Below are 20599 nucleotides of genomic sequence, written 5' to 3'. Positions count from 1 at the left end.
CGTGGCGGCCGGCTGTTCAGGTGGCCGGCCGCCGCTGTCCTGAACGGCCGCCTCGGGCCCGAGCGCTCAGAGCGTGACCGCGGCGTACTCCGTCGCGGTCACGACCCGCACTCCCTCGTCGTGGACGAGCAGGAGCGCGCGGAGGGGGATGGCCCGCTTGTGGCACGCTGCCGCCAGGTGACGGGCGAGGACCCGGTCGGTCTCGCCGAGGAAGGCGCGCCCGGGACGTTCCAGGGCGAAGGCGAGAGAGCCCACGTCCTGGTGCGCCACGGCCTTGGCGAGGGTGGCGACGATCCGCTCGGTCTTCTCCTCGTCGGGGTGCACGGGGAGTCCGTCCACCGGGTAGAGGATCGGCAGCTGCACGCCGTCGCGGTCGAGGAAGATCGGCCACAGGGCCCGGCGGTAGGCCGGTCCGATCAGCGAGGAGACGCGCTCGCGCAGCTCGCGGTCGTTCAGGAGCGGCGCATCGAGGTGCGGAGCGGGAGCGGCGTGGTCGAGAGTGGTCATGGTGTCGCTTTCTCGTGGGGCGAGCGGGCGGTGCCGCTGAGGGGTCATCGGAAGTTGCGGGAGGTGGTGCGAGCGCCGACCGTGAGGGTCTCGAACCTGTCGGCGAGGAGGTTCGTCACCCCCTCGTCGGAGCGCTCGAGGATCCCCCTGACCAGCAGGGCGGGTGCCTCGCGGGCCACGCGGCGGTAGCGGTTCCATACTCCGACGGAGCAGATCACGTTGAGGATCCCGTGCTCGTCCTCGAGGTTGAGGAAGGTCACTCCACCGGCTGTGGAGGGACGTTGGCGGTGGATCACGACCCCACCGACCTCCATCCGGGTCCCCGAGGGGATGCCGGGGAGATCGGCCGAGGAGCGGGCGCCGCGGCGAGCTAGCCCCTCGCGGAGGTGGCGCAGCGGATGGTCGTCGGGCGAGATGCCGGTGGCCCAGAAGTCGAAGACCACGCGCTCCTGAGGGGAGAGCATCGGCAGGAGCGGGGGCTGCACGACGACCGTGGAGCCGGCGAGGAACTCCTCGCGGTCGCCTGCGGCGGTGCCGGCCTCCCAGAGCGCCTGCCGACGCTGCAGACCGAGCGAGTCGAAGGCGCCCGCGGCGCCGAGGGCCTCCAGCTGAGCCGCGGTCGTGCCGACCCGACGCGAGAGGTCGGCCATGCTCGCGTAGGGTCCGCCGCGTTCGCGCTCGGCGACGATGTGCTCGGCGAGCGCGGTGCCGATGCCCTTCACACCTGCCAGCCCGAGCCGGATCACGAAGCCGCTGTCGCGCCTGTGGTCGTCCGTGTGGAAGTGCTCGGTGCGGTCGAACAGTCCCGTGGGCGGCTGATCGGCGCGGAGGCAGTCGTCGCTCCCGTAGGCGGCGCCGCCCCTCCGGCGTGCGGGGGCGTCCTCCTTCGCCTCGAGCCCGGGAGGCGCCAGGGAGCGGTTGACGTCGGGCGAGACGACCTCCACTCCGTGACGCCGGGCATCGGCGACCAGGGTGTGCGGGGCGTAAAAGCCCATGGGCTGCGCCCTCAGCAGCGCGGCGGTGAACGCGGCGGGGTAGTGCAGGCGGAGCCAGGCGCTCGCGTAGACCAGCAGGGCGAAGCTGATCGCATGGCTCTCGGCGAAGCCGAAGTTCGCGAAGGCCTGGATCCGGAGGTAGATGTCGTCCGCGACCTCGCCCGTGATGCCGTTGCGGGCCATCCCCTGGTAGAGCCGCTCGCGGAGGGTCTCGATCTTCTCGGTCCCGCGCTTGGACCCCATCGCCCGGCGCAGCAGGTCGGCGTCCTCCGCGTTGCAGTCGCCGACGGCCACGGCCACCTGCATGAGCTGCTCCTGGAAGAGCGGCACGCCGAGGGTGCGCTTGAGCGGCGTCACGAGGAGGGGGTGCTGGTACGTCACCGGCTCCTCGCCGAGCTTGCGGCGGATGTAGGGGTGGACCGCACCGCCCTGGATGGGGCCGGGGCGGATGAGCGCGACCTCGATCACCAGATCGTAGAAGCGGCGCGGCTGCAGCCGGGGGAGGGTGCCCATCTGCGCCCGGCTCTCGACCTGGAACACCCCGATCGAATCGGCGCGGCAGAGCTGGTCGTAGACGCCCTTCTCCTCCCGGGGGAGGGTGGAGAGGTCCCACTTCTCGCCGACGTGCTCGGCGACGAGGTCGAACGTGTACTGCAGGGCGGCGAGCATCCCGAGCCCGAGGAGGTCGAACTTGACCAGGCCCATCCAGGCGCAGTCGTCCTTGTCCCACTGCAGGACGGTGCGGTCCTCCATCCGGGCGGGCTCGATCGGGCAGACCTCGCCCACGGGCCGGTCGGTCAGCACCATGCCGCCGGAGTGGATGCCCAGGTGCCGGGGCGTGCCCAGCACCCGGGTGGTCAGGGCGACCACGTCCTCGGGGATGTCGTGGTCGGTGCTCTCGGTGACGGACCCCCACCGCTCGACCTGCTTCGACCAGCCGTCCTGCTGCCCGGCGCTGTATCCGAGGGCCTTGGCCATGTCGCGCACGGCGAACTTGGGCCGGTAGGTGATGACGTTGGCGACCTGGGCCGCGTTCAGACGTCCGTACTTCCGGTAGACGTACTGGATCACCTCCTCGCGCCGCTCCGAGTCGAAGTCGACGTCGATGTCGGGCTCCTCGTCGCGGATGCTGGAGAGGAACCGCTCGAACGGCAGGTCGTAGAAGATCGAGTCGACCGCCGTGATGCCCAGGACGTAGCAGACCGCCGAGTTGGCGGCCGAGCCGCGTCCCTGGCAGAGGATGCCGTTCCGCTTGGCGTAGTGGACGATGTCGTGGACGATCAGGAAGTAGCCCGGGAAGTCCTTCTGCTCGATCACCGCGAGCTCCTTCTCGAGGCGCGCGAGGACGTCGGCGTCGGCGCGGGGGTACTTGGCCGGCACGGCCTCGCGCACGAGCTCGCGCAGCCAACTCATCGAGGTGTGCCCCTCGGGGACCTCCTGGCGCGGCAGCCGGGGCCGGACTCGGCCGAGCTCGAAGGCGATCTCGTCGGCGACGCGCACCGTGTTCTCCACGGAGCCGGGGTAGCGGCCGAAGCGCTCGGCCATCTCGGCGCCGGAGCGCAGGTGGGCGCCGCCCGCTGCGGGGAGCCAGCCGTCCATCTCGTCGAGGCTCCGGCGTGCTCTGACCGCGGCGAGGGCCGTCTGGAGGGGGCGCTCCTCCGGCCGGGCGTAGTGCACGTTCCCGGTGGCGACCGTCCGCAGCCGGAGCTTCTCGGCGATCGCCGCCAGCTGGTCGTTGGCGCGCGAGGCGAGGGGATCCCCGTGGTCGTACAGCTCCACGAGGACGTTGGCGGGACCGAAGAGCCGGACGAGCTCGCGGACCTCCTGCTCGGCCGCGGCCACTCCTGCGGCGGCGAGCGCTTGACGGACCGCTCCCTTGCGGCAGCCCGTCAGCACGATCCAGTGGCCGTCGGCGGCGCGCGCGAGCTCCTCGAGGTCGTAGCTCGGCTTGCCCTTCTTGGCTCCGGCGAGCTGGGCGGTGGTGATCGCACGTGCGAGGCGGTGGTAGCCCTCCTCGCGGCGCGCGAGGACGAGCAGGTGGGTCCCCTCCGGATCGGCGACCCCGTTCTGAGGCGAGGTGAGCCCGATCGAGAGCTCGGCTCCGAAGGCCGTGCGGACGGCGTGCCCCTGCGCGGCCTCGGCCATCCTCACGATGCCGTAGAGGCCGTCGTGGTCGGTGAGCGCGAGAGTGTCGATGCCGAGCCGGACCGCCTCCTCGACCAGCTGCTCCGGCTTGCTCGCCCCGTCGAGGAAGCTGAAGTGGGAGTGGGCGTGCAGCTCGGCGTAGGGCACCGGATGAGCCGGCGGCCGGACGTCGTCCCCTGCCACGTAGGCGGGGCGCTTGTGCGACCAGGCCGGACTGTCGCCGCCGTCGCCCCGGACGACCGTGCCGTCGGCGCGCTTGCCGCTGGAGAGGCGGCGCTCGAACTCCGACCAGGGGATCGGCGGGTTGTTCCAGCCCATCGGGGCTCCTTCGGTGCTCGTTCGCGGTGGTGGAGGGATGCTCCGGTTCAGTCGTAGCGGGCCTCTGCTGCCCAGACCCCGTCGAGGCAGAGCAGCAGCCAGGCGACACCGGCGGCGTCGACCACCTGGAAGCGGTCGTAGCGGACGGCGGTGCTCGGATCCCACCAGCGCTCGTCGATCGGCCAGGGACCCGCCCATCCGGCGAGGGGCTCCAGGCGTGCCTGAGAGGTCCCGGGGGTGAAGTAGGCGGGCACGGAGCTGAGGGCGCCGCGCTCGTCGACCGCGACGGGTTCGCCCCTCGGTCCGCGGACGAGCACGGCCGCGGGCTCCGCGAAGACCGTCGGCGGGAGGGGCGGCGGCAGGGAGCCGGGCCAGGGCAGGGTCCTCGGCCGTGCGTCGCCCGGCTCCCGGTCGCCCCAGGGGATCAGGTGCTGGCGGTCGCGGAGGGATCGACCCCCTCCGATCGACGCGGTCATCACGGCCTCGTGCCCGAGCATGCTCTGCACGCGGCTCAGCCCGTGGTGGACGCGCTCCTCCGGAGCGGTGCCCCAGAGACCCTGCTCGTGGTTGCCGATCGCGTCGACCGCCTCGGGCTCGACGCACAGCCGCGAGATCGGCGCTCCGAGACCGGTGTCGATCTCCCCGCTGCCCTGCAGCTGCCAGCGGACCCGGTCGAGCACGTCGCCCGGGGTGAACCATCTCGGGTGCAGCCAGCTCCGGGAGGAGACCTCACCGCGCTCGCTGACGACCTCGATGCGGATGGCGGTCGCGACCAGCTGTGCGCGGGTGAGCCCTGCGACGAACTCCTCCGCGGGGACGCGGAAGGCGAAGGCGGCCTGGTCGATGCGGTCCAGAGGGGGCTCGAACTCCATCGCCCGGTCGAGGCGCTCCGGCGGGAGCCGGGGCACCACCGTCTCCGACTCCGCACCGGCGGCGAGGAGGTGCGCGTGGGCGCCCTCCGGTCCGAACCGGGCGGCGACGTCCTCGCGAGGGAGGGCGGCGAAGGCGCCGAGGGTGCGGACGCCGAGTCTGCGCAGGAGCGCCACCAGGTCGTCCCCCCGGCGGGGAGCACGGGCAGGGGCTGCGACGGACTCGGTCTCGAGGGCGTCGAGCGGGAGCGGGGCGAGGAAGTCTGCCGCTGCTCCTGGGGGCACGACGGCGACGGGGCGGCCGGAGTGCTTCGCGGCGAGCTCGGAGGCGAAGAGCCCGTCGGCGATCCCGATGCGGGCGTCGGGAAGACCCAGCTCGGCCAGCCGCTGCAGGATCGCCTCGGCCGCGCTCTGCTCGCTCCCGTAGTAGCGGCGCGGACCGCGGGCACGGATCGCGCACAGACCGGGCCGGATCAGCTGGACGCCCGGGGTGATCTCCTCGAGCGCCTGGATGAGCGGCTCGAACGCCCGGTGGTCGAGCACCGGGTCGTACGGGAGGACGGCGAGACCCGTGCAACGGGACTGCGCCTCGCGCACGCGCATGCCCCGCCGGACCCCCTCCGCCCGGGCAGCGGGGGAGGAGGCGAAGACCAGGCTCTTCTCCGTGAGGGCCAGGGGGTGCTCGTCGCCGAGGCCGGCGTCGGCGGCGGCCGCGAGGAGGGGCCAGTCGGGGCACCAGACGAGGATCGTCCGCCGCAGCTCGGGTGCGCTCGCCATCTCAGACCGCCCGCTCGTGCAGGCGGCCGTGCTCGACCCGGGAGCCGAAGGCGCTCTCGACGCCGGGCATGCTCATCCGCACCGTGCGCACCCGGGTGCCGGCCCGGCCGACCACATCGACCATCGCCTCCCGGGAGCGCAGGTAGCCGTGGCCGTCGCCGAGCCCCTCCCAGCGGCTGCTGCGGATGCTGAGCCGCGCCTCGGCCTGGGGCCACTCGCCGAGGACCACGAGCGCGGCACCCCGCTGGCGCAGTCGTGCTCCCAGACGCGAGACGTCGGCCGAGGAGACGGAGGCGGGCGGACGGGTGAGCACGACGGTCAGCACATCGACCAGAGCGGCGGTGACGGTGAGCCAGTGCTCGGCCGGTGCGGGCACGAGCACCAGGCGCTCGAGGTCGATCCCCATGCCGGCCGCGGCCTCGGCCCCGAACTCCGGGACGCCCACCACGCCGCACCACGAGCCCTCGGCGGACGGGCCGGCGAGCAGCCCCATCGCCAGACTCATCGAGCCCTCCACCGAGTAGGCGGCACCCTGCTTGAGCGAGCCGCCCGGGAGCACGGAGGAGAAGGCCGGCAGGGTGGCGAGGCTCCTGGTCTCGAGAGTGGTCGCCTGCATGTCCCGGATTCGGGACTGCAGCTCCTTCACCGACGCGAGCTGCCGCAGAAGGGGCTCTGCGGCCTCGGCCGTCTCCGCGGAGACGAGGGATGAAGGGGGGCTCATCTGCCCATGTTCGAACATGTGTTCGAGTATGTCAATCGCCACCGACATCCACCGGCGAGCCGCTCGGACCCTTCCGCGACCGCCCGGCGAGGCGCACTGAGGAGGAGGTTCCAGGCGTCCCGGGCAGTCTCGCATTCGCCTCCGACATCCCCGTCCTGGGGCGTTCTCCACCGGGTCTCGGCGAGGGAGGGCCTCCTGCCGCGCCTCTACCATGGGAGCCATGTCCGACGCCCTGCTCGACCCCGCCGACTCCGACGCCACCGCCCCGGCCGCGCCGCGCAGAAGGACCCTCGTGGTCAAGATGGGGTCCAGCTCGGTCACCAAGCAGTCGGGTCCGGATCCCGTTCTCCTGGCCAGCGCGCTCGAGAGCGCCTTCGCCGCCCGCGCGCTGGGCTGGGACGTCGTGCTGGTCTCCTCCGGCGCCGTCTCCTCGGGCCGGGCGCTCTTCGCCCGCTCACAGGAGGAGCCGATCAGCGCCCGCCTGGCGGCAGCGGTGGGCCAGACCGTCCTGATGGGCTTCTACCGCTCGGTGGCCGAGCTCTCGGGCGCCCTGGTCGCTCAGATCCTCATCGGCGAGTCCGACCTCGCCTCTCCCCGGCAGATGGCACACGTCGCCGAGGCGATCCGCCACGCCCTCGACGCCGGAGTCGTGCCCGTGGTCAACGGCAACGACACGATCGACTCCGCCGGCTCGGACAACGACGGCGTCGCCGGCGGATTGGCGATGCTCCTCGGCGCGGACCTGCTGCTGCTGCTCACCGACGTCCCCGGCGTCTTCGCCGGCAGCATCGCCGAGGGGGTGCACCTCGAGGAGCTGGGCATCTCGGAGCTGCGCCGCATCGGCGTGCAGAAGGGCGGTACCGGCCGAGGGGGCATCCGATCCAAGCTGCGGGCCGCCGAGCTCGCCGCGCACAACGGCGTCTCGACCAGGATCGCTGGGGCGCGCACCCCCGAGGTCATCCTGGGCGCCCTGGGAGGGCCGGGCCCGGGCACCCTCGTCCGCGCCGTGCACGCGCATCCGCCCGTGGAGCAGCGCTGGATCTCCGGAGTGGCCACCGGCCGCGGCCGCGTCGAGATCAACCTCGAGGCCGAGCGGAGCATCGGAGCCGGCTCGAGTCTGTTCGCCTCGGGCATCAAGCGCGTCTCCGGCGAGTTCGGCGGCGGCGACGTGATCGAGGTGCGCGCCCTCAGCGGAGAGCTCCTCGCGCGCGGCGTCTCCCGCGTCTCCTCGCGCCTGCTGACCCTGGTCCGCGCACTCCGGGTCGACGAGATCGCTCGCGTCTTCGTGGCGGTCCTCGGGCATGCCGCCACGACGGCGCCGTCGGCGAGTCCGGAGGGGGAGGAGAGGCCGCAGCTGACCCGCGCTCTGGAGTACGCGCGCACTCTCTCCTCCGAGCACGCGCGGGCCGTCGCGATGGAGATCGTCTCCCTCTTCCCTGCCGAGAGCATCTCGGCCCTGCTGGGACAGGGCGCGGGGGAGGGCGAGCTCGTCGAGCGCTACACCCGCCTCGTCCGCACCCTCGCCATCGTGGAGAACGAGAACCTGGCCGTCTTCCGCTCCTGACCGCCGGTGGCGCGCCACGTCTCAGTGCATTTCGCGCCTTCGCGTCATGATCGCCGTTCTCCGGTGTCTTCCTGGTGATGGCGCCGCTCCTGGGCGCCCCCGACGGAACGGATCATCGATGAGCGTCCCCACTTCCACAGCCGGCCACTTCCGCGAGTCCGACATCACGCCCGAGAGCTTCGAGACCGAGAGGCTCGAGCGGCGGCTCGCCCTGCTCGAGGCCTCGATCGCCCAGGGGGAGCGGGCACTGCTGAGCCGGGTCGACCCGAGCAGCGGAGCTCCCCTCCCGGGCGCCTGCGGGGGGCACCGAGCCCAGCTGGTCAGCAACCTGACGACGGAGCGGGCCCTCGCCGACCGCATCAGGGAGATGCTCGCCGCTCGGAGCTGACGGGGTGCGTACGGCACGATGGGGCCATGGTCACCATCACCGTCGCCGGTCTCGCCCAGCACTTCCACCCCGCCGAGCGGGGCACCGTCCGCCTCGAGATCCGGCGCGAGTCGCGATCCCGGCCCCAGGCGCTCGCCGAGGTCACCGCCCTGCACGCGCGGGTCCGTGAGGAGGCGGCCGCCGAGCAGGCGTCCGGCGCCGCCACCTGGTGGTCCTCCGATCAGATCTCGGTCTCCTCGATCCGCCGGTACATCAAGGACTCGGACGTCACGCAGCTGTTCCATGTCGCGGCCGCCGGGGTCCGGGTGAAGTACCGGGACTTCGCGGCCCTCGGGCGCTGGGTCGGCTCGATCTCGGAGGTGCCGGGGATCCAGATCTCGGGGGTCGATTGGGACGTGACGGCGGCACGACGTTCGGGCATCGAGCGCGAGGTCCGCACCGCTGCCGTCCGCGACGCGCGCGAGCGGGCCGAGGCCTATGCGGCGGCTCTCGGCCTGACCGAGGTGCGGGTGCTGACCCTCTTCGAGCCGGGACTGCGGCCGCACACGCGCATCGAGGGCGGCTCGGCGATGATGAGCCGCGCCAAGACGTTCTCCTCTCCTGAGGAGCCGTTGGCCCTCAAGCCGGAGGACATCGAGGTCACCGCCTCGGTCTCCGCCGACTTCGAGGCGCACTGACGCGGAGACGCGACCGGGCGACCGGTTCCGCTGCGGACGGAGAGCGCCTGCCTGCACCTGCGACCCGCTGATCGTCTGCATGGCGACCCCGAGAGTCGCCCCGAGGCGACCGACCATCGGCTCCACGACGACCCCTCTCCGCCCCGATCAGCGGGCACGCGACCCACCATACGTGTATTGAGGACTCCTCGGGAGCGCTGTCGCGGTTCGGCGACCGCCGTGCACACCCTCCGGGAATAGCGGGGGACCCCCGGGCGCTGAGGCAGGCATGGTCTCGCGCATCGGCTTCCTCTCCTTCGGCCACTACCAGTCGGTCCCCGGGTCTCAGACCCGCTCGGCTCGCGACGTCCTCCTCCAGACGATCGAGCTCGCGGAGGCGGCGGAGGAGATCGGCATCGACGGCGCCTACGTGCGCGTGCACCACTTCGCGCCGCAGCTCGCCTCGCCGTTCCCGCTGCTGGCGGCGATCGCCGCGCGCACCCGCCGCATCGAGATCGGCACCGGGGTCATCGACATGCGCTACGAGAACCCGCTCTACATGGCGGAGGAGGCGGCCGCCACCGACCTGATCTCCGACGGCCGGCTCGAGCTCGGGGTCAGCCGGGGATCGCCCGAGACCGCCCTGCGCGGGTCCGCGGCGTTCGGCTTCGTCCCCCCGGAGGGGATGACCGACGCCGACCTCGCCCGGCAGAAGGTGCGGATCCTCCGGGAAGCGCTCGCCGGGGCGCCGGTCGCGCTGTCGGATCCGGCGATGACGCGCCAGTCGCTCCCGCTCTCGATCGAGCCGCGCTCGCCCGGCCTCGAGGACCGGATCTGGTGGGGTGCCGGCAGCTTCGCGACCGCGCGCTGGGCAGCCGAGCAGGGCATGAACCTGCAGTCGTCGACCCTGCTCCTGGAGGAGGAGGGCGTGCCCTTCGACGAGCTGCAGGCCCGCCAGATCCGCGAGTACCGCGCCGCGTGGAGCGAGGCGGGCTGGGAGCGCACCCCGCGCGTCTCCGTCTCGCGCAGCGTCCTCCCGATCACGAGCGATCTCGACCGCCTGTACTTCGGCGGCCGCGGTGAGCAGGACCAGGTCGCCACCCTCGAGGGCGTCCGCGCCCGCTTCGGCCGCAGCTACACGGGCGAGCCGGACGCCGTCGCCGCCGAGCTCGCTGCGGACGCCGCCGTGCAGGAGGCGGACACGCTGCTGCTCACCGTTCCCAACCAGCTCGGGGTCGAGTACAACGCGCGGCTCCTGCGCACTGTCGTGGAATCGATCGCTCCGGCTCTCGGCTGGTCGCCGACGACAGCAGGCGTCTGACGCCGAGGCACGGTCTGTGCGGGAGGGCCCTGCGGTGCAGGAGCGCCCGTCCGCTGCAGAAGCGCCCGTCCGATGCAGCAGCCGCCCCGTCTCCTCGTGAGGAGCCGGGGCGTCTGCACTCTCCGCCCACAGCATCCCTCCCGCCGGCGCGAGGAGGGGACGGTGCCGGGAACGACGGAACCCCCCGCCTCTCCGAAGAGAGACGAGGGGTTCCGATCAGTGTGTCCGAGGGGGGACTTGAACCCCCACGCCCTATACGGGCACTAGCACCTCAAGCTAGCGCGTCTGCCATTTCCGCCACCCGGACGAGTGTTTCCTTCGACCTGCGTTTCCGCGGCCGAAGAAGACATTAGCACGGTTCCGGAGCCTCTCACGCCACCTCCCGGCCCACCGACCTCCGCGCGCCGTCGAGCCCGCGCCGGTACCGTTGCCCGCATGTCCGACAGCATCGACAGCGCGCCCGTGACCGACAGCACCCTCGACGAGACGGCGCTCATCGCGCGCGATCTCATCCGCTTCGACACCAGCAACTACGGCGACGGGAAGGCGGAGCCGGAGCGCCCGGCAGCGGAGTACGTCGCGGCGAAGCTGCGCGACCTCGGCCTCGAGCCCGAGCTGATCGACTCCGACCCGGGGCGCACGAGCGTCGTGGCGCGGGTCGCGGGGGAGGACCGCGAGCGCGGCGCCCTCGTCGTCCACGGGCACCTCGACGTGGTGCCCGCCATCGCCGACAACTGGAGCGTCGACCCGTTCGGCGGCGAGATCAAGGACGGCATGCTCTGGGGCCGCGGCGCGGTCGACATGAAGAACATGGACGCGATGATCCTCGCCTCGCTCGGCGACATCCTCCGCGAGGGGAGGCGCCCCTCCCGCGACCTCGTCATCGCCTTCTTCGCCGACGAGGAGGCGGGCGGCGTGCGGGGATCGGGATTCCTGGCCCGTGAGCGGCCCGAGCTGTTCGCCGGAGCGACCGAGGCGATCAGCGAGGTCGGCGGCTACTCGATCGAGCTGGCCGGCAAGCGCGCCTATCTCGTGCAGACGGGCGAGAAGGCGCTGATGTGGCTGACCCTCCGCGCGCACGGCACGGCGGGGCACGGCTCGCAGATCAACTCCGAGAACGCCGTCACCCGGCTGGCGCAGGCGATCGCCCGCATCGGAAGCGAGGAGTGGCCCACCCGCCTCACCGACACCACGCGCGAGCTGCTCGACGAGGTCGCCCGCCTGCTCGGCCACGACCCTCAGCGCAGCACTCCGGAGGAGCTGGCACTCGCCACCGGCACCGCCTCGCGCTTCATCGCCGCGACGCTGCGCACCACCGCCAATCCGTCGATGCTGTCGGCCGGCTACAAGGCCAACGTCATCCCGGACACCGCGGAGGCCACCATCGACGTGCGCGTCCTCCCCGGCGAGGAGGATTCCGTGCTCGAGCGGCTGAAGGTCCTCGCGGGCGAGCACGTCGACATCCTCGTCCAGCACCGCGACATCGGACTCGAGGTGCCCTTCGCCGGCCCCCTCGTCGAGAGCATGGCCGCCTCGATCCGCCGGTTCGATCCGGGCGCCGAGGTCCTCCCGTACCTGCTCTCCGGAGGCACCGACAACAAGGCGCTCTCGACGCTCGGCATCACCGGATACGGGTTCGCGCCGCTCCAGCTGCCGTCGTCCCTGGACTTCCCGGCGCTGTTCCACGGGGTCGACGAGCGCGTTCCACTGGACGCACTAGTGTTTGGCAGGAAGGTCCTGACCGATCTCCTGCTGAGCTCCTGACGGCGCCGCGGACCGGGTCAGCACCGACCGATCCCGACCGACTGCTGGCCGACGACGCCCCAGCCCTCCTCGAAAGTGACGCATGGGCCTGCTCGACGCGCTGATCCTGGGACTCGTCCAGGGTCTGACCGAATTTCTCCCCATCTCCTCCAGCGCCCACCTCCGGATCGTCAGCGAGCTGCTGCCCGGTCTCGGCGGCCGCGACACCGGAGCCGCTTTCACCGCGATCACGCAGCTGGGCACCGAGACCGCCGTCATCATCTACTTCTGGCGCGACATCGTGCGGATCGTGTCGCACTGGGCGCGCTCCCTCGTCGGCCGGATCCCGCGCTCGGACCCGGACGCCCGCATGGGCTGGCTCATCATCCTGGGCAGCCTTCCGATCATCGTCCTCGGCCTCGTCTTCCAGGACGCGATCGAGACGACCCTCCGCTCCCTGTGGGTGGTGGCCACCACCCTCATCCTCTTCGGAATCCTGCTCGGCATCGCCGACGCGGTCGGCGCGAAGAAGCGCCGCCTGCGCGACCTGGGCGTCCGCGACGGCCTGATCTTCGGAGGTGCGCAGGCGCTCGCCCTGATCCCCGGCGTCTCGCGCTCGGGAGGCACCATCACCGCCGGCCTCTTCCTCGGCTACGAGCGCAAGGCGGCGGCGCGCTACTCCTTCCTCCTCGCGATCCCCGCGGTGTTCGGCAGCGGTCTCTACCAGCTGTACAAGAGCATCAGCGACCCGGTCGTGCTCCCGAACCAGGTCCAGGTCGGCGGGCTCGAGACCCTCGTGGCGACCATCGTCGCGTTCGTGGTCGGCTTCGTCGTGATCGCGTTCTTCATGAGCTACATCTCCCGCCGCAGCTTCCTCCCGTTCGTCGTGTACCGCATCGTCCTCGGCGTCGTCCTGATGGTCGCGCTCGCCACCGGCCTGATCGCCGCCTAGATGCGCGCCTGGACCGCCGCCGACGTCCCCGCCCTGCCCGGCCGGGGGAGCGCACCGCGCCTGCACGACACCGCGACCGCCGGCCCCGTCGAGCTCGACGCGCCCAGCGGAGTCGCGAGCCTCTACGTCTGCGGCATCACGCCCTACGACGCCACCCACCTCGGGCACGCGTCGACCTACCTCGCCTTCGACACGGTCCAGCGCGTCTGGCTCGACGCGGGCTACACGGTCGAGTACGCCCAGAACGTGACCGATGTCGACGACCCGCTGCTCGAGCGTGCGACGGCCACCGGCGTCGACTGGCGCGACCTCGCCGAGGAGCAGGTCGAGCTGTTCCGCGGCGACATGGCCGCCCTGCGCGTCCTGCCTCCGCAGCACTACGTCGGAGTCACCGAGACCGTGGATCCCATCGCGGAAGCGGTCGCCCGCCTGGAGCGCGACGGCGTCGCCTACCGCGTCGCTGCTCCGGACGCGGCGGAGGAGGGCGCGAGCGACCTCTACTACGACATCGCCGCGGCCGAGAGCGCCGTCTGGCACCTGGGCAGCGAGAGCCGGCTCGACGCGGAGTCGATGGCCCGCCTCTCGGCGCTGCGCGGGGGCGACCCGGAGCGCGCCGGCAAGCGCGACCCCCTAGATCCGCTGCTCTGGCGGGCCGAGCGCGCCGACGAGCCCGCCTGGGACGCCGAGGTCGGCCGCGGCCGTCCGGGCTGGCACATCGAGTGCTCGGTGATCGCCCTCGACCGGCTCGGACCCGAGTTCACCCTGCAGGGCGGCGGCAGCGACCTGGTCTTCCCGCACCACGAGTTCAGCGCCGGCCACGCCGCTTCGCTGTCCGGCCGTCCTCTGGCCCGCGCCTACGCGCACGCCGGGATGGTCGCCTACCAGGGCGAGAAGATGAGCAAGTCGCTCGGGAACCTGGTGCTGGTCTCCCGTCTGCGGAGCGAGGGCGCGGACCCGCGGGCGATCCGCCTCGCGCTCCTCGCGCACCACTACCGCTCCGACTGGGAGTGGCTGCCCGAGGACCTGCCGTCGGCCGAGGCGCGCCTGGTGCGCTGGGAGGCGGCCCTCGCCGCCGTGGGACCGCGCTCGGCGCTCGAGGTGCTGGCGCAGCTGCGCGAGGCGCTGGCCGACGACCTCGGCACTCCGGCCGCCCTCGCCGTCGTCGACGCCGCACTGACCGAGGGCGTGGACGACCCGTCGCTCCTGCGCGACGCGGTCGACGCCCTGCTCGGGGTGCGCCCGGCCTGAACCCCTTAAGGCTCGAGTTCCGTACGGCTCGAGTTCCGTACGGCTAGAGTCCCGTAAGCCTCGAGTCCTGTACGGCTCGAGTCCCGTCAGGGGCGAGTCCCGTCAGGGGCGAGTCCCGTCAGGGCGGCCGGGAGGGTCATCGGTCGGGAACAGTCCAGTGATCGACGACCGTCTCGGACGAGCGGGCGCCGGTGGAGGCTACGGCCGCCAGGGCTCCTCGCCGGAGCGGCCGTCGCCGCGGCGGCGCAGGTAGCGCTCGAACTCCTGGGCGATCGCCTCGCCGCTCGCCTCCGGCGAGTCGACGGTGTCGCGCGCCTGCTCGAGCTGGGCGATGTACGACGCCATCTCCTCGTCCTCGGCGGCGAGGGCGTCGATGCCGCGCTCCCACTCCTCCGCCTCCTCGACGAGGTCGCCGCGGGGGATCGCCAGGCCGACGACCTCCTCGAGCTTCTCGAGCAGCGCCAGCATCGCCTTGGGCGAGGGCGCGTTGTGCACGTAGTGCGGGACGGAGGCCCAGATCGAGACGGCGGGGATGCCGACCTTCTGTGCGGCCTCGCCGATCACGCTGAGGATGCCGACCGGCCCCTCGTAGCTGGAGCGCTCGAGCTCGAACGAGCTCCGCAGCTCCGCGTTCTCGCTCGAGGCGAAGATGGAGATCGGCCGGGTGTGCGGGACGTCGGCGAGCATCGCGCCGAGGAAGACGACGGCGGAGATGTCGATCGCGAGCATGGCGTCGACGACCTCGGCCGCGAAGCTCTTCCAGCTGCGCGAGGGCTCGGTGCCGATCATGAGGTACAGCGCGCTCTCGGCGTCGACCGAGGTGTCGGCCGGGCCGAAGATCTGGGTGCCGGGCCAGGCGAGGCTGCGGCGGCCGTCCTCGCCGATCGAGAGCATGGGGCGGGTGTACTGGAAGTCGTAGTACTGCTCGGCGTCGACGGCGAAGAGGGGGACGTACTCCCCGGCGTCCTTGACCAGCCGCAGCGCGCCGCTGGCGGCGTCCCCGGCGTCGTTCCAGCCCTCGAAGGCCACGACCAGGACGTTCCCCGTGATCACGTTCATAGGCAGGATCTCCGCGTTCGGCTCGATGTGCGGGGAGCGCACACCGCGCCTGTCCCTCCGTCCAGGATAGGACCGCCCCCGGCCCCGCCCGTCCCGTCCGGCGGGATCGGCCGCGCTGTTCGCTCTCGGCCCGCGGCCGGGGAAGGGCGCGGCCCTGCCGGTACCATGGTCGCTCGTGACTCCCGAGACCTCCGCCCGGCCGCTGACCTCCGAGCCGCTCGGAGGAGCGTCGGCCCCCGCCGCCGTCCTCTGGGACATGGACGGGACCCTCGTCGACACCGAGCCGTACTGGATGGCGTCGGAGCACGCGCTCGTCTCCTCCTTCGGCGGAGTGTGGACCCATGAGGACGCGATGGGACTCGTCGGCTCGGGCCTGCCCGCCGCCGCCCGCATCCTGCAGGGCAAGGGCGTCGACCTCTCCGTCGACGCGATCATCGACCGGATGACCGACGAGGTCGTCGACCAGCTGGCCGTGAGCATCCCGTGGCGACCGGGCGCGCTCGAGCTGCTGCGCGCGGTGTCCGAGGCGGGGGTGCCGCAGGCGCTGGTCACGATGTCGATCTCGCGGATGGCCGCGGCCGTCGTGGACCGGATCCCGTTCCCCGCCTTCGCCGCCGTCGTCAGCGGCGACATGGTCGAGCGCAGCAAGCCCCACCCCGAGGCGTACCTCCTCGCCGCGAGCACCCTCGGTGTCGACATCGCCGCCTGCGTCGCGATCGAGGACTCCCTCACGGGCCTCGGCGCGGCCGTCGCCTCCGGAGCCGCGGCGATCGGCGTCCCGCACCAGCTGGAGCTGGACCCCGCCGCCCCCTACGCCCTCTGGCCCACTCTCGCGGGCCGCACCGTCGCGGACCTCGCGACGGTGTCCTCCGAGCACCGCGGCTCCGGCCCGGCCACGACCGAGACGGAGGCCCGCCGATGACCGGTGAGGCACTGCAGCATTCCGGACCCTTCCGCGCGGGGGACCGCGTCCAGCTGACGGGACCCAAGGGGCGGATGAACACCATCACGCTCGTTCCCGGCAAGGTGTTCCACACGCACCGGGGCGGCATCGAGCACGACACGGTGATCGGGCTGCCCGACGGCTCGGTGGTGACCAACACCGTCGGCGTCGAGCACCTCGCGCTGCGCCCCCTCCTCGCCGACTTCGTGATGTCGATGCCCCGCGGCGCGGCGATCGTGTACCCGAAGGACGCGGCCCAGATCCTCGCCCTCGCCGACGTCTTCCCCGGCGCCCGCGTGGTCGAGGCCGGTGTCGGCTCCGGCGCGCTCTCGCTCTGGCTGCTGCGGGCGGTGGGTCCGACCGGCCGGCTGTCGTCGTTCGAGCGGCGCGAGGAGTTCGCGGATGTCGCACGGGCGAACATCGAGACCTTCCTCGGCTACACGCCCGACAACTGGAGCGTCACCGTCGGCGACCTCGTCGAGGCGCTGCCCGGCACGGTCCCGTCCGGCGAGGCCGACCGCGTCGTGCTCGACATGCTCGCGCCGTGGGAGTGCCTCGACGTCGCCGCCGAGGCTCTCACGCCCGGGGGAGTGCTCCTCTGCTACGTGGCCACCGTCACGCAGCTCTCGCGGACGGCGGAGGCGATCCGCGCCTCGGGCCTGTTCACGAACCCGTCGTCGAACGAGACCATGGTTCGCGGCTGGCACGTCGAGGGCCTCGCGGTCCGGCCGGACCACCGGATGATCGGCCACACCGGCTTCCTCATCACCGCTCGTCGGCTCGCTCGGGACACCGTGCTCCCCGAGCTCAAGCGCCGCCCGTCGAAGACGGACTTCAGCGACGAGGACGTGGAGGCCTGGACCCCCGGCGCGCTCGGCGAGCGCGCCGTGAGCCCCAAGAGCCTGCGCAAGCGGGTCCGCGAGTCCGCCACCAGCGCCGAGCTCTCCCGGGCCCGCGGGTTCGGCGAGGAGACCGCGGAGCCCGACGACGAGGGCATCCTCTAAGCTGTTCCCGGCCTCCGGGCCGTCTCCACCCCGGGCGTCACCGCTCCCCTTCTCTCGAATCGAGGACCCGTGCGCAGGACCACCGCGCTCATCGCCGGCATCGGCATCGTCGCCGCTCTCACCGGATGCACCGCGTCCTCCTCGCAGGCGGACTGCGACGCTCCGTTCTCCTCCGGCGACTCCTCGGCGGCGGTCAGCGCCACGGGCGACTTCGGAGCGAAGCCGGACGTCAGCGTCCCGACGCCGCTGAAGGCGGACGGCACGCAGGTCAGCACCCTCATCGAGGGCTCGGGCGCACCGCTCGAGAAGGGCCAGCTCGTCACCATCGACTACACCCTGGTCAACGGCGCGGACGGCACGGTCCTCGAGACCTCGCCCTACGACGGGTCGAGCACCGCCCGCTTCGGCGTCGGCGGAGCCGGGCTCGTCGGCCTGAACGAGGGCCTCCTCTGCACGCAGGTCGGCTCGCGCGTCGCCATCGCGATCGCCCCCGAGGACGGCTTCGGCCAGTCCTCGTCGCAGCTCGGCATCTCGGAGGACGACACACTCGTGCTCGTCGCGGACGTCCGCGAGGCCTCGCTGGCCCGCGCGAACGGCGCCGCCCAGCCCGCGCCCGACGGCTTCCCGACGGTGACGCTCGGCGACGACGGACGCCCGGGGCTCGCGAAGCCCTCCGGCGACGCACCGTCCGACCTCCGCATCGCCCAGCTCAAGAAGGGCGACGGCGACGTCGTCGCCGAGGGCGACCAGGTCGTCGTGGCCTACACCGGCTGGCAGTGGAGCGACGGGAAGGTGTTCGACTCCAGCTGGGAGAAGGGCGCTCCCGCCGTGTTCACTGCCGCCGACGGCTCGACCACCCAGGGCGGAGTCATCGCCGGATTCGCCGACGCCCTCATCGGCCAGCCCGTCGGATCCCAGGTCATCGCGGTCATCCCGCCGGACCAGGGCTACGGCGACCAGGGCTCCCCTCAGGGCGGGATCCCCGGCGGCGCGACGCTGATCTTCGTCGCCGACATCCTCGGAAAGGTCTGACCGGGCCCGGCCCTAGACTGGAGGGCGTGCCTTCCGACGCCCCGTCCTCGAGCCGCGTCCCGGCCGAGGAGCGTCTGTTCAACCTCGTGCTCGCGCTCGTCGCGGCCGAGAACGGACTGACGAAGGCCGACGTCCTCTCGACGGTGCAGGGCTACCGGCAGCGGGTGGGCCGGGGCGACCGGACCTCGCTCGAGCGCCAGTTCGAGCGCGACAAGGACGACCTGCGCGAGCTGGGCATCCCGATCGAGACGGTCGACGCCCCGGGCGACCCGGGCAACACCCAGACCGTCCGGTACCGCATCGCGAAGCGCAGCTACGACCTCCCGGCCGACCTGACCTTCGATCCGGAGGAGCTCGCGCTGCTCCGCCTGGCCGGGGCGGTCTGGCGCGAGGGGACGCTCTCGGCGGAGTCGCGGCGCGCGCTGATCAAGCTGCGCTCGATCGGGGTCGAGTCCGTCGACCCCGTCATCGGCATCAGCCCCTCGATCCGGGTCCGCGAGGCTTCGTTCGAGCCGCTCAACGCCGCGCTCGACCGCGGCCAGGTCGTCCGCTTCCCCTATCTGAAGCCCGGCGGCGAGGAGCCGCGCATGCGCACCGTGCAGCCCCGCGCCCTGGTGAACCACCAGGGGCGCTGGCACCTCCACGGCTGGGACGAGGGCGCCGAGGGCACGCGGACCTTCCTCCTGTCGCGGATCGTCGGGCCGGTCGCGTCCACCGGCCGCACCGCGCCTCCCGCGGAGGGGGACCACGCGGCGACCGCTCTCGCCCAGCTCGACGAGATCCTGCAGCGCAACAGCGCGCTCCTGCGCGTCGCCCCCGACTCCGACGCCGCCCTCCGTCTCGGCGGGCGTGCCGAGGCCGAGGGCGAGGGCCAGGGCCTGCTGCGCCTGCACTACACCGACCCGGACGTGCTCGCGGACGAGCTCGCCGGTCACGGTCCCGAGGTGCGGGTGCTCGAGCCGGAGGAGCTCCGCCGCCGCGTCCTCGACCGCCTCCGCCGCACCCTGGACGACCATGGAGGGGATCCCCGTGGCTAGACCCCGCTCCCTGCAGGCGCGCGACCGACTGGCCGTCCTCCTCTCCCTCGTTCCCTACCTGCTCGACCGGGGTCGCGTCTCCGTCGCCGAGGTCGCCGCGCACTTCGAGATCCCGGAGGAGGAGGTGCGCCGCGCGGTGCGCCTCATCGCCGTCTCGGGCATCCCCGGCGAGACCGCGCAGTACCAGGCGAACGATCTCTTCGACATCGGCTGGGACGACTTCGAGGAGAACGACCACGTCGTCCTCACCCACCAGGTCGCGATCGACGACTCGCCGAGGTTCTCGGCGCGGGAGGCCGCCGCCCTCATCGCCGGCATGCAGTACCTCGCAGCGCTGCCCGAGAACCAGGGCAACGACAGGATCGCCTCGCTGATGGGGAAGCTCGCACGCGGCGCCTCCTCGGCCCCGAGCGCGGTGGCGGTCTCGCGCGGCACGGGCGCGGACAGCGCTGTAGCGCTCCTGCGGACAGCGATGGGCTCGGCGACGCAGGTCGCTTTCGACTACCGCAGCGCCCGCGGCGAGACCGAGTCCCGGCTCGTCGACCCCTTCGTGCTCGAATCGGTCGACCGGGACTGGTACCTGCGCGGATGGGACCACCTCCGCGAGGGCGTCAGGACGTTCCGGGTCGACAGGATGCGCTCCCTCCGCGACACGGGGACGCCGATCGTCCGGCGCCGCAACGAGGTGACCCTCTCGGAACGGCTCTTCGAGGCCTCCGCCTCCGATCTCGTCGTGGACCTGCGCGTCGCTCCCAGCGCCGTCGTGCTGCTGGGCGACTACGCGGCCGACGCCGAGTTCCCCGATCCCGTGCCGGGGGAGGAGGACCACGGTGTCCTCGTCCGTCTCCGCGTCGCCCATCTGGAGGGACTGACGCGCCTGGTGGCGTCGTTGGCGGGTCTCGTCACCGTGGTGGCACCCCCCGAGGCGCGCACCGCGGTCGCGCACTGGGCGGCCTCCGCGCTCGCCGCGAACGAGGGGGAGCCGTCGTGACCTGGTGGTCGTGGATCCTGATCTGGCTCGGCCTCGCGCTGGGCGCTCTGGCGATGCTGGTCCTCTTCGCCCTCTCCTACTGGCGCAAGGGGAAGGTGCTCCTCGGACAGCTGTCCGAGGTCACCGCGAAACTCGAGACACTGAGTCCTGGAGTGACGGACGACCTGCCGCACCGTCCGCCCTCGTCGCTGTTCGCCGATCGCGACGACGTGAGGCGTGCGCACGAGGGCCGACGTGACGCACGTCGCGACAGGATCGATCTCCGCCGGTCAGGACGGGTCGAACGGGGTAAGCTCCTCGTACACCGCAACCGACAAGTGAAGTGAGTC

Annotated in this window: 18 protein-coding genes and 1 tRNA gene; 13 read left to right on the top strand and 6 right to left on the bottom strand. The window is 72.6% G+C overall.

All coding sequences use genetic code 11. The features are described from left to right. Positions 1–66: 66 nt before the first annotated feature. Genes C5D36_RS04865 through C5D36_RS04850 form a run of 4 tightly spaced genes read right to left on the bottom strand, consistent with a single transcriptional unit; the run spans position 67 to position 6332 of the window. Entirely contained in the window at positions 67–507 is a 441-nt protein-coding gene (locus C5D36_RS04865) for a hypothetical protein (RefSeq protein WP_104221992.1), read from the bottom strand. A gap of 44 nt (positions 508–551) precedes the next feature. Continuing rightward, positions 552–3965, bottom strand: a complete 3414-nt coding sequence (locus tag C5D36_RS04860) for an error-prone DNA polymerase (protein ID WP_104295320.1) — start codon at positions 3963–3965, stop codon at positions 552–554. Between the two features lie 47 nt (positions 3966–4012). Then, entirely contained in the window at positions 4013–5611 is a 1599-nt protein-coding gene (locus C5D36_RS04855) for a DNA polymerase Y family protein (RefSeq protein WP_104262932.1), read from the bottom strand. Position 5612: 1 nt separating this feature from the next. Next, on the bottom strand, positions 5613–6332 hold the full coding sequence (locus C5D36_RS04850) for a hypothetical protein (RefSeq protein WP_104292098.1): 720 nt from the start codon (positions 6330–6332) through the stop codon (positions 5613–5615). A 220-nt stretch (positions 6333–6552) separates the two neighbouring features. Between C5D36_RS04850 and proB the strand changes: the two genes are divergently transcribed. The 4 genes from proB to C5D36_RS04830 all read left to right on the top strand — a co-directional run bounded on the left by proB (position 6553) and on the right by C5D36_RS04830 (position 10261). Further along, positions 6553–7896, top strand: coding sequence for a glutamate 5-kinase (proB, locus tag C5D36_RS04845; RefSeq protein ID WP_181065651.1), 1344 nt, complete (start codon positions 6553–6555; stop codon positions 7894–7896). Positions 7897–8014: 118 nt separating this feature from the next. Next, positions 8015–8284: a hypothetical protein gene (locus C5D36_RS04840; protein ID WP_104250347.1), complete on the top strand. Its 270-nt coding sequence runs from the start codon at positions 8015–8017 to the stop codon at positions 8282–8284. Between the two features lie 26 nt (positions 8285–8310). Further along, a complete protein-coding gene (locus C5D36_RS04835; RefSeq protein WP_104295319.1) occupies positions 8311–8961 on the top strand; it encodes an SIMPL domain-containing protein in 651 nt (216 codons plus the stop codon). Positions 8962–9229: 268 nt separating this feature from the next. Then, positions 9230–10261: an LLM class flavin-dependent oxidoreductase gene (locus tag C5D36_RS04830; RefSeq protein WP_104295318.1), complete on the top strand. Its 1032-nt coding sequence runs from the start codon at positions 9230–9232 to the stop codon at positions 10259–10261. A 222-nt stretch (positions 10262–10483) separates the two neighbouring features. On the opposite strand, the gene C5D36_RS04825 is transcribed toward C5D36_RS04830, so the two are convergent. Continuing rightward, positions 10484–10568: transfer RNA gene (locus C5D36_RS04825), tRNA-Leu, on the bottom strand. A 128-nt stretch (positions 10569–10696) separates the two neighbouring features. On the opposite strand from C5D36_RS04825, the gene C5D36_RS04820 reads away from it, so the two are divergent. From C5D36_RS04820 to mshC, 3 genes are all read left to right on the top strand, one after another. Continuing rightward, on the top strand, positions 10697–12025 hold the full coding sequence (locus tag C5D36_RS04820) for a M20/M25/M40 family metallo-hydrolase (RefSeq protein WP_181072774.1): 1329 nt from the start codon (positions 10697–10699) through the stop codon (positions 12023–12025). Positions 12026–12107: 82 nt separating this feature from the next. Beyond that, entirely contained in the window at positions 12108–12956 is an 849-nt protein-coding gene (locus C5D36_RS04815; RefSeq protein ID WP_104222008.1) for an undecaprenyl-diphosphate phosphatase, read from the top strand. Further along, the gene (mshC, locus tag C5D36_RS04810) at positions 12957–14204 is read left to right on the top strand and encodes a cysteine--1-D-myo-inosityl 2-amino-2-deoxy-alpha-D-glucopyranoside ligase (protein ID WP_104295317.1); all 1248 of its coding nucleotides are present in this window, start codon (positions 12957–12959) and stop codon (positions 14202–14204) included. A gap of 198 nt (positions 14205–14402) precedes the next feature. Here mshC and C5D36_RS04805 read toward each other — a convergent pair whose 3' ends face one another. Further along, positions 14403–15263, bottom strand: a complete 861-nt coding sequence (locus C5D36_RS04805) for a proteasome assembly chaperone family protein (RefSeq protein ID WP_104222142.1) — start codon at positions 15261–15263, stop codon at positions 14403–14405. Between the two features lie 175 nt (positions 15264–15438). On the opposite strand from C5D36_RS04805, the gene C5D36_RS04800 reads away from it, so the two are divergent. The 6 genes from C5D36_RS04800 (at position 15439) to C5D36_RS04775 (ending at position 20596) form a co-directional block, all read left to right on the top strand. After that, a complete protein-coding gene (locus tag C5D36_RS04800; protein ID WP_258062867.1) occupies positions 15439–16185 on the top strand; it encodes an HAD family phosphatase in 747 nt (248 codons plus the stop codon). Then, positions 16182–17210 carry a tRNA (adenine-N1)-methyltransferase gene (locus C5D36_RS04795; RefSeq protein WP_104295316.1) on the top strand — a complete coding sequence of 343 codons (1029 nt, stop codon included), beginning with the start codon at positions 16182–16184 and terminating at the stop codon, positions 17208–17210. The genes C5D36_RS04800 and C5D36_RS04795 overlap by 4 nt, the downstream gene beginning before the upstream one ends. Before the next feature lie 69 nt (positions 17211–17279). Next, positions 17280–18242, top strand: coding sequence for an FKBP-type peptidyl-prolyl cis-trans isomerase (locus C5D36_RS04790; RefSeq protein WP_104237455.1), 963 nt, complete (start codon positions 17280–17282; stop codon positions 18240–18242). 26 nt (positions 18243–18268) lie between these two features. After that, on the top strand, positions 18269–19279 hold the full coding sequence (locus C5D36_RS04785; protein WP_104262925.1) for a YafY family protein: 1011 nt from the start codon (positions 18269–18271) through the stop codon (positions 19277–19279). After that, the gene (locus tag C5D36_RS04780) at positions 19272–20270 is read left to right on the top strand and encodes a YafY family protein (protein WP_104283651.1); all 999 of its coding nucleotides are present in this window, start codon (positions 19272–19274) and stop codon (positions 20268–20270) included. The genes C5D36_RS04785 and C5D36_RS04780 overlap by 8 nt, the downstream gene beginning before the upstream one ends. Then, positions 20267–20596, top strand: coding sequence for a hypothetical protein (locus tag C5D36_RS04775; protein WP_104255003.1), 330 nt, complete (start codon positions 20267–20269; stop codon positions 20594–20596). Before C5D36_RS04780 ends, C5D36_RS04775 begins: the two co-directional genes overlap by 4 nt. Positions 20597–20599: the final 3 nt, after the last annotated feature.

This window comes from Rathayibacter sp. AY1C6 (assembly GCF_002931535.1).
GTDB lineage: Bacteria > Actinomycetota > Actinomycetes > Actinomycetales > Microbacteriaceae > Rathayibacter.
Note: the sequence above shows the minus strand (reverse complement) of the source record. Positions and strands in the feature narration are given on the sequence as shown.

What these genes read in the sequence shown, in the direction of transcription:
- C5D36_RS04795 (WP_104295316.1), top strand. Translation starts at nt 16,182, where the DNA reads ATGACCGGTGAGGCACTGCAGCATTCCGGACCCTTCCGCGCGGGGGAC.
- mshC (WP_104295317.1), top strand. Translation starts at nt 12,957, where the DNA reads ATGCGCGCCTGGACCGCCGCCGACGTCCCCGCCCTGCCCGGCCGGGGG.
- C5D36_RS04835 (WP_104295319.1), top strand. Translation starts at nt 8,311, where the DNA reads ATGGTCACCATCACCGTCGCCGGTCTCGCCCAGCACTTCCACCCCGCC.
- C5D36_RS04840 (WP_104250347.1), top strand. Translation starts at nt 8,015, where the DNA reads ATGAGCGTCCCCACTTCCACAGCCGGCCACTTCCGCGAGTCCGACATC.
- C5D36_RS04805 (WP_104222142.1), bottom strand. Translation starts at nt 15,263, where the DNA reads ATGAACGTGATCACGGGGAACGTCCTGGTCGTGGCCTTCGAGGGCTGG.
- C5D36_RS04830 (WP_104295318.1), top strand. Translation starts at nt 9,230, where the DNA reads ATGGTCTCGCGCATCGGCTTCCTCTCCTTCGGCCACTACCAGTCGGTC.
- C5D36_RS04860 (WP_104295320.1), bottom strand. Translation starts at nt 3,965, where the DNA reads ATGGGCTGGAACAACCCGCCGATCCCCTGGTCGGAGTTCGAGCGCCGC.
- proB (WP_181065651.1), top strand. Translation starts at nt 6,553, where the DNA reads ATGTCCGACGCCCTGCTCGACCCCGCCGACTCCGACGCCACCGCCCCG.
- C5D36_RS04820 (WP_181072774.1), top strand. Translation starts at nt 10,697, where the DNA reads ATGTCCGACAGCATCGACAGCGCGCCCGTGACCGACAGCACCCTCGAC.
- C5D36_RS04855 (WP_104262932.1), bottom strand. Translation starts at nt 5,611, where the DNA reads ATGGCGAGCGCACCCGAGCTGCGGCGGACGATCCTCGTCTGGTGCCCC.
- C5D36_RS04865 (WP_104221992.1), bottom strand. Translation starts at nt 507, where the DNA reads ATGACCACTCTCGACCACGCCGCTCCCGCTCCGCACCTCGATGCGCCG.
- C5D36_RS04815 (WP_104222008.1), top strand. Translation starts at nt 12,108, where the DNA reads ATGGGCCTGCTCGACGCGCTGATCCTGGGACTCGTCCAGGGTCTGACC.
- C5D36_RS04850 (WP_104292098.1), bottom strand. Translation starts at nt 6,332, where the DNA reads ATGAGCCCCCCTTCATCCCTCGTCTCCGCGGAGACGGCCGAGGCCGCA.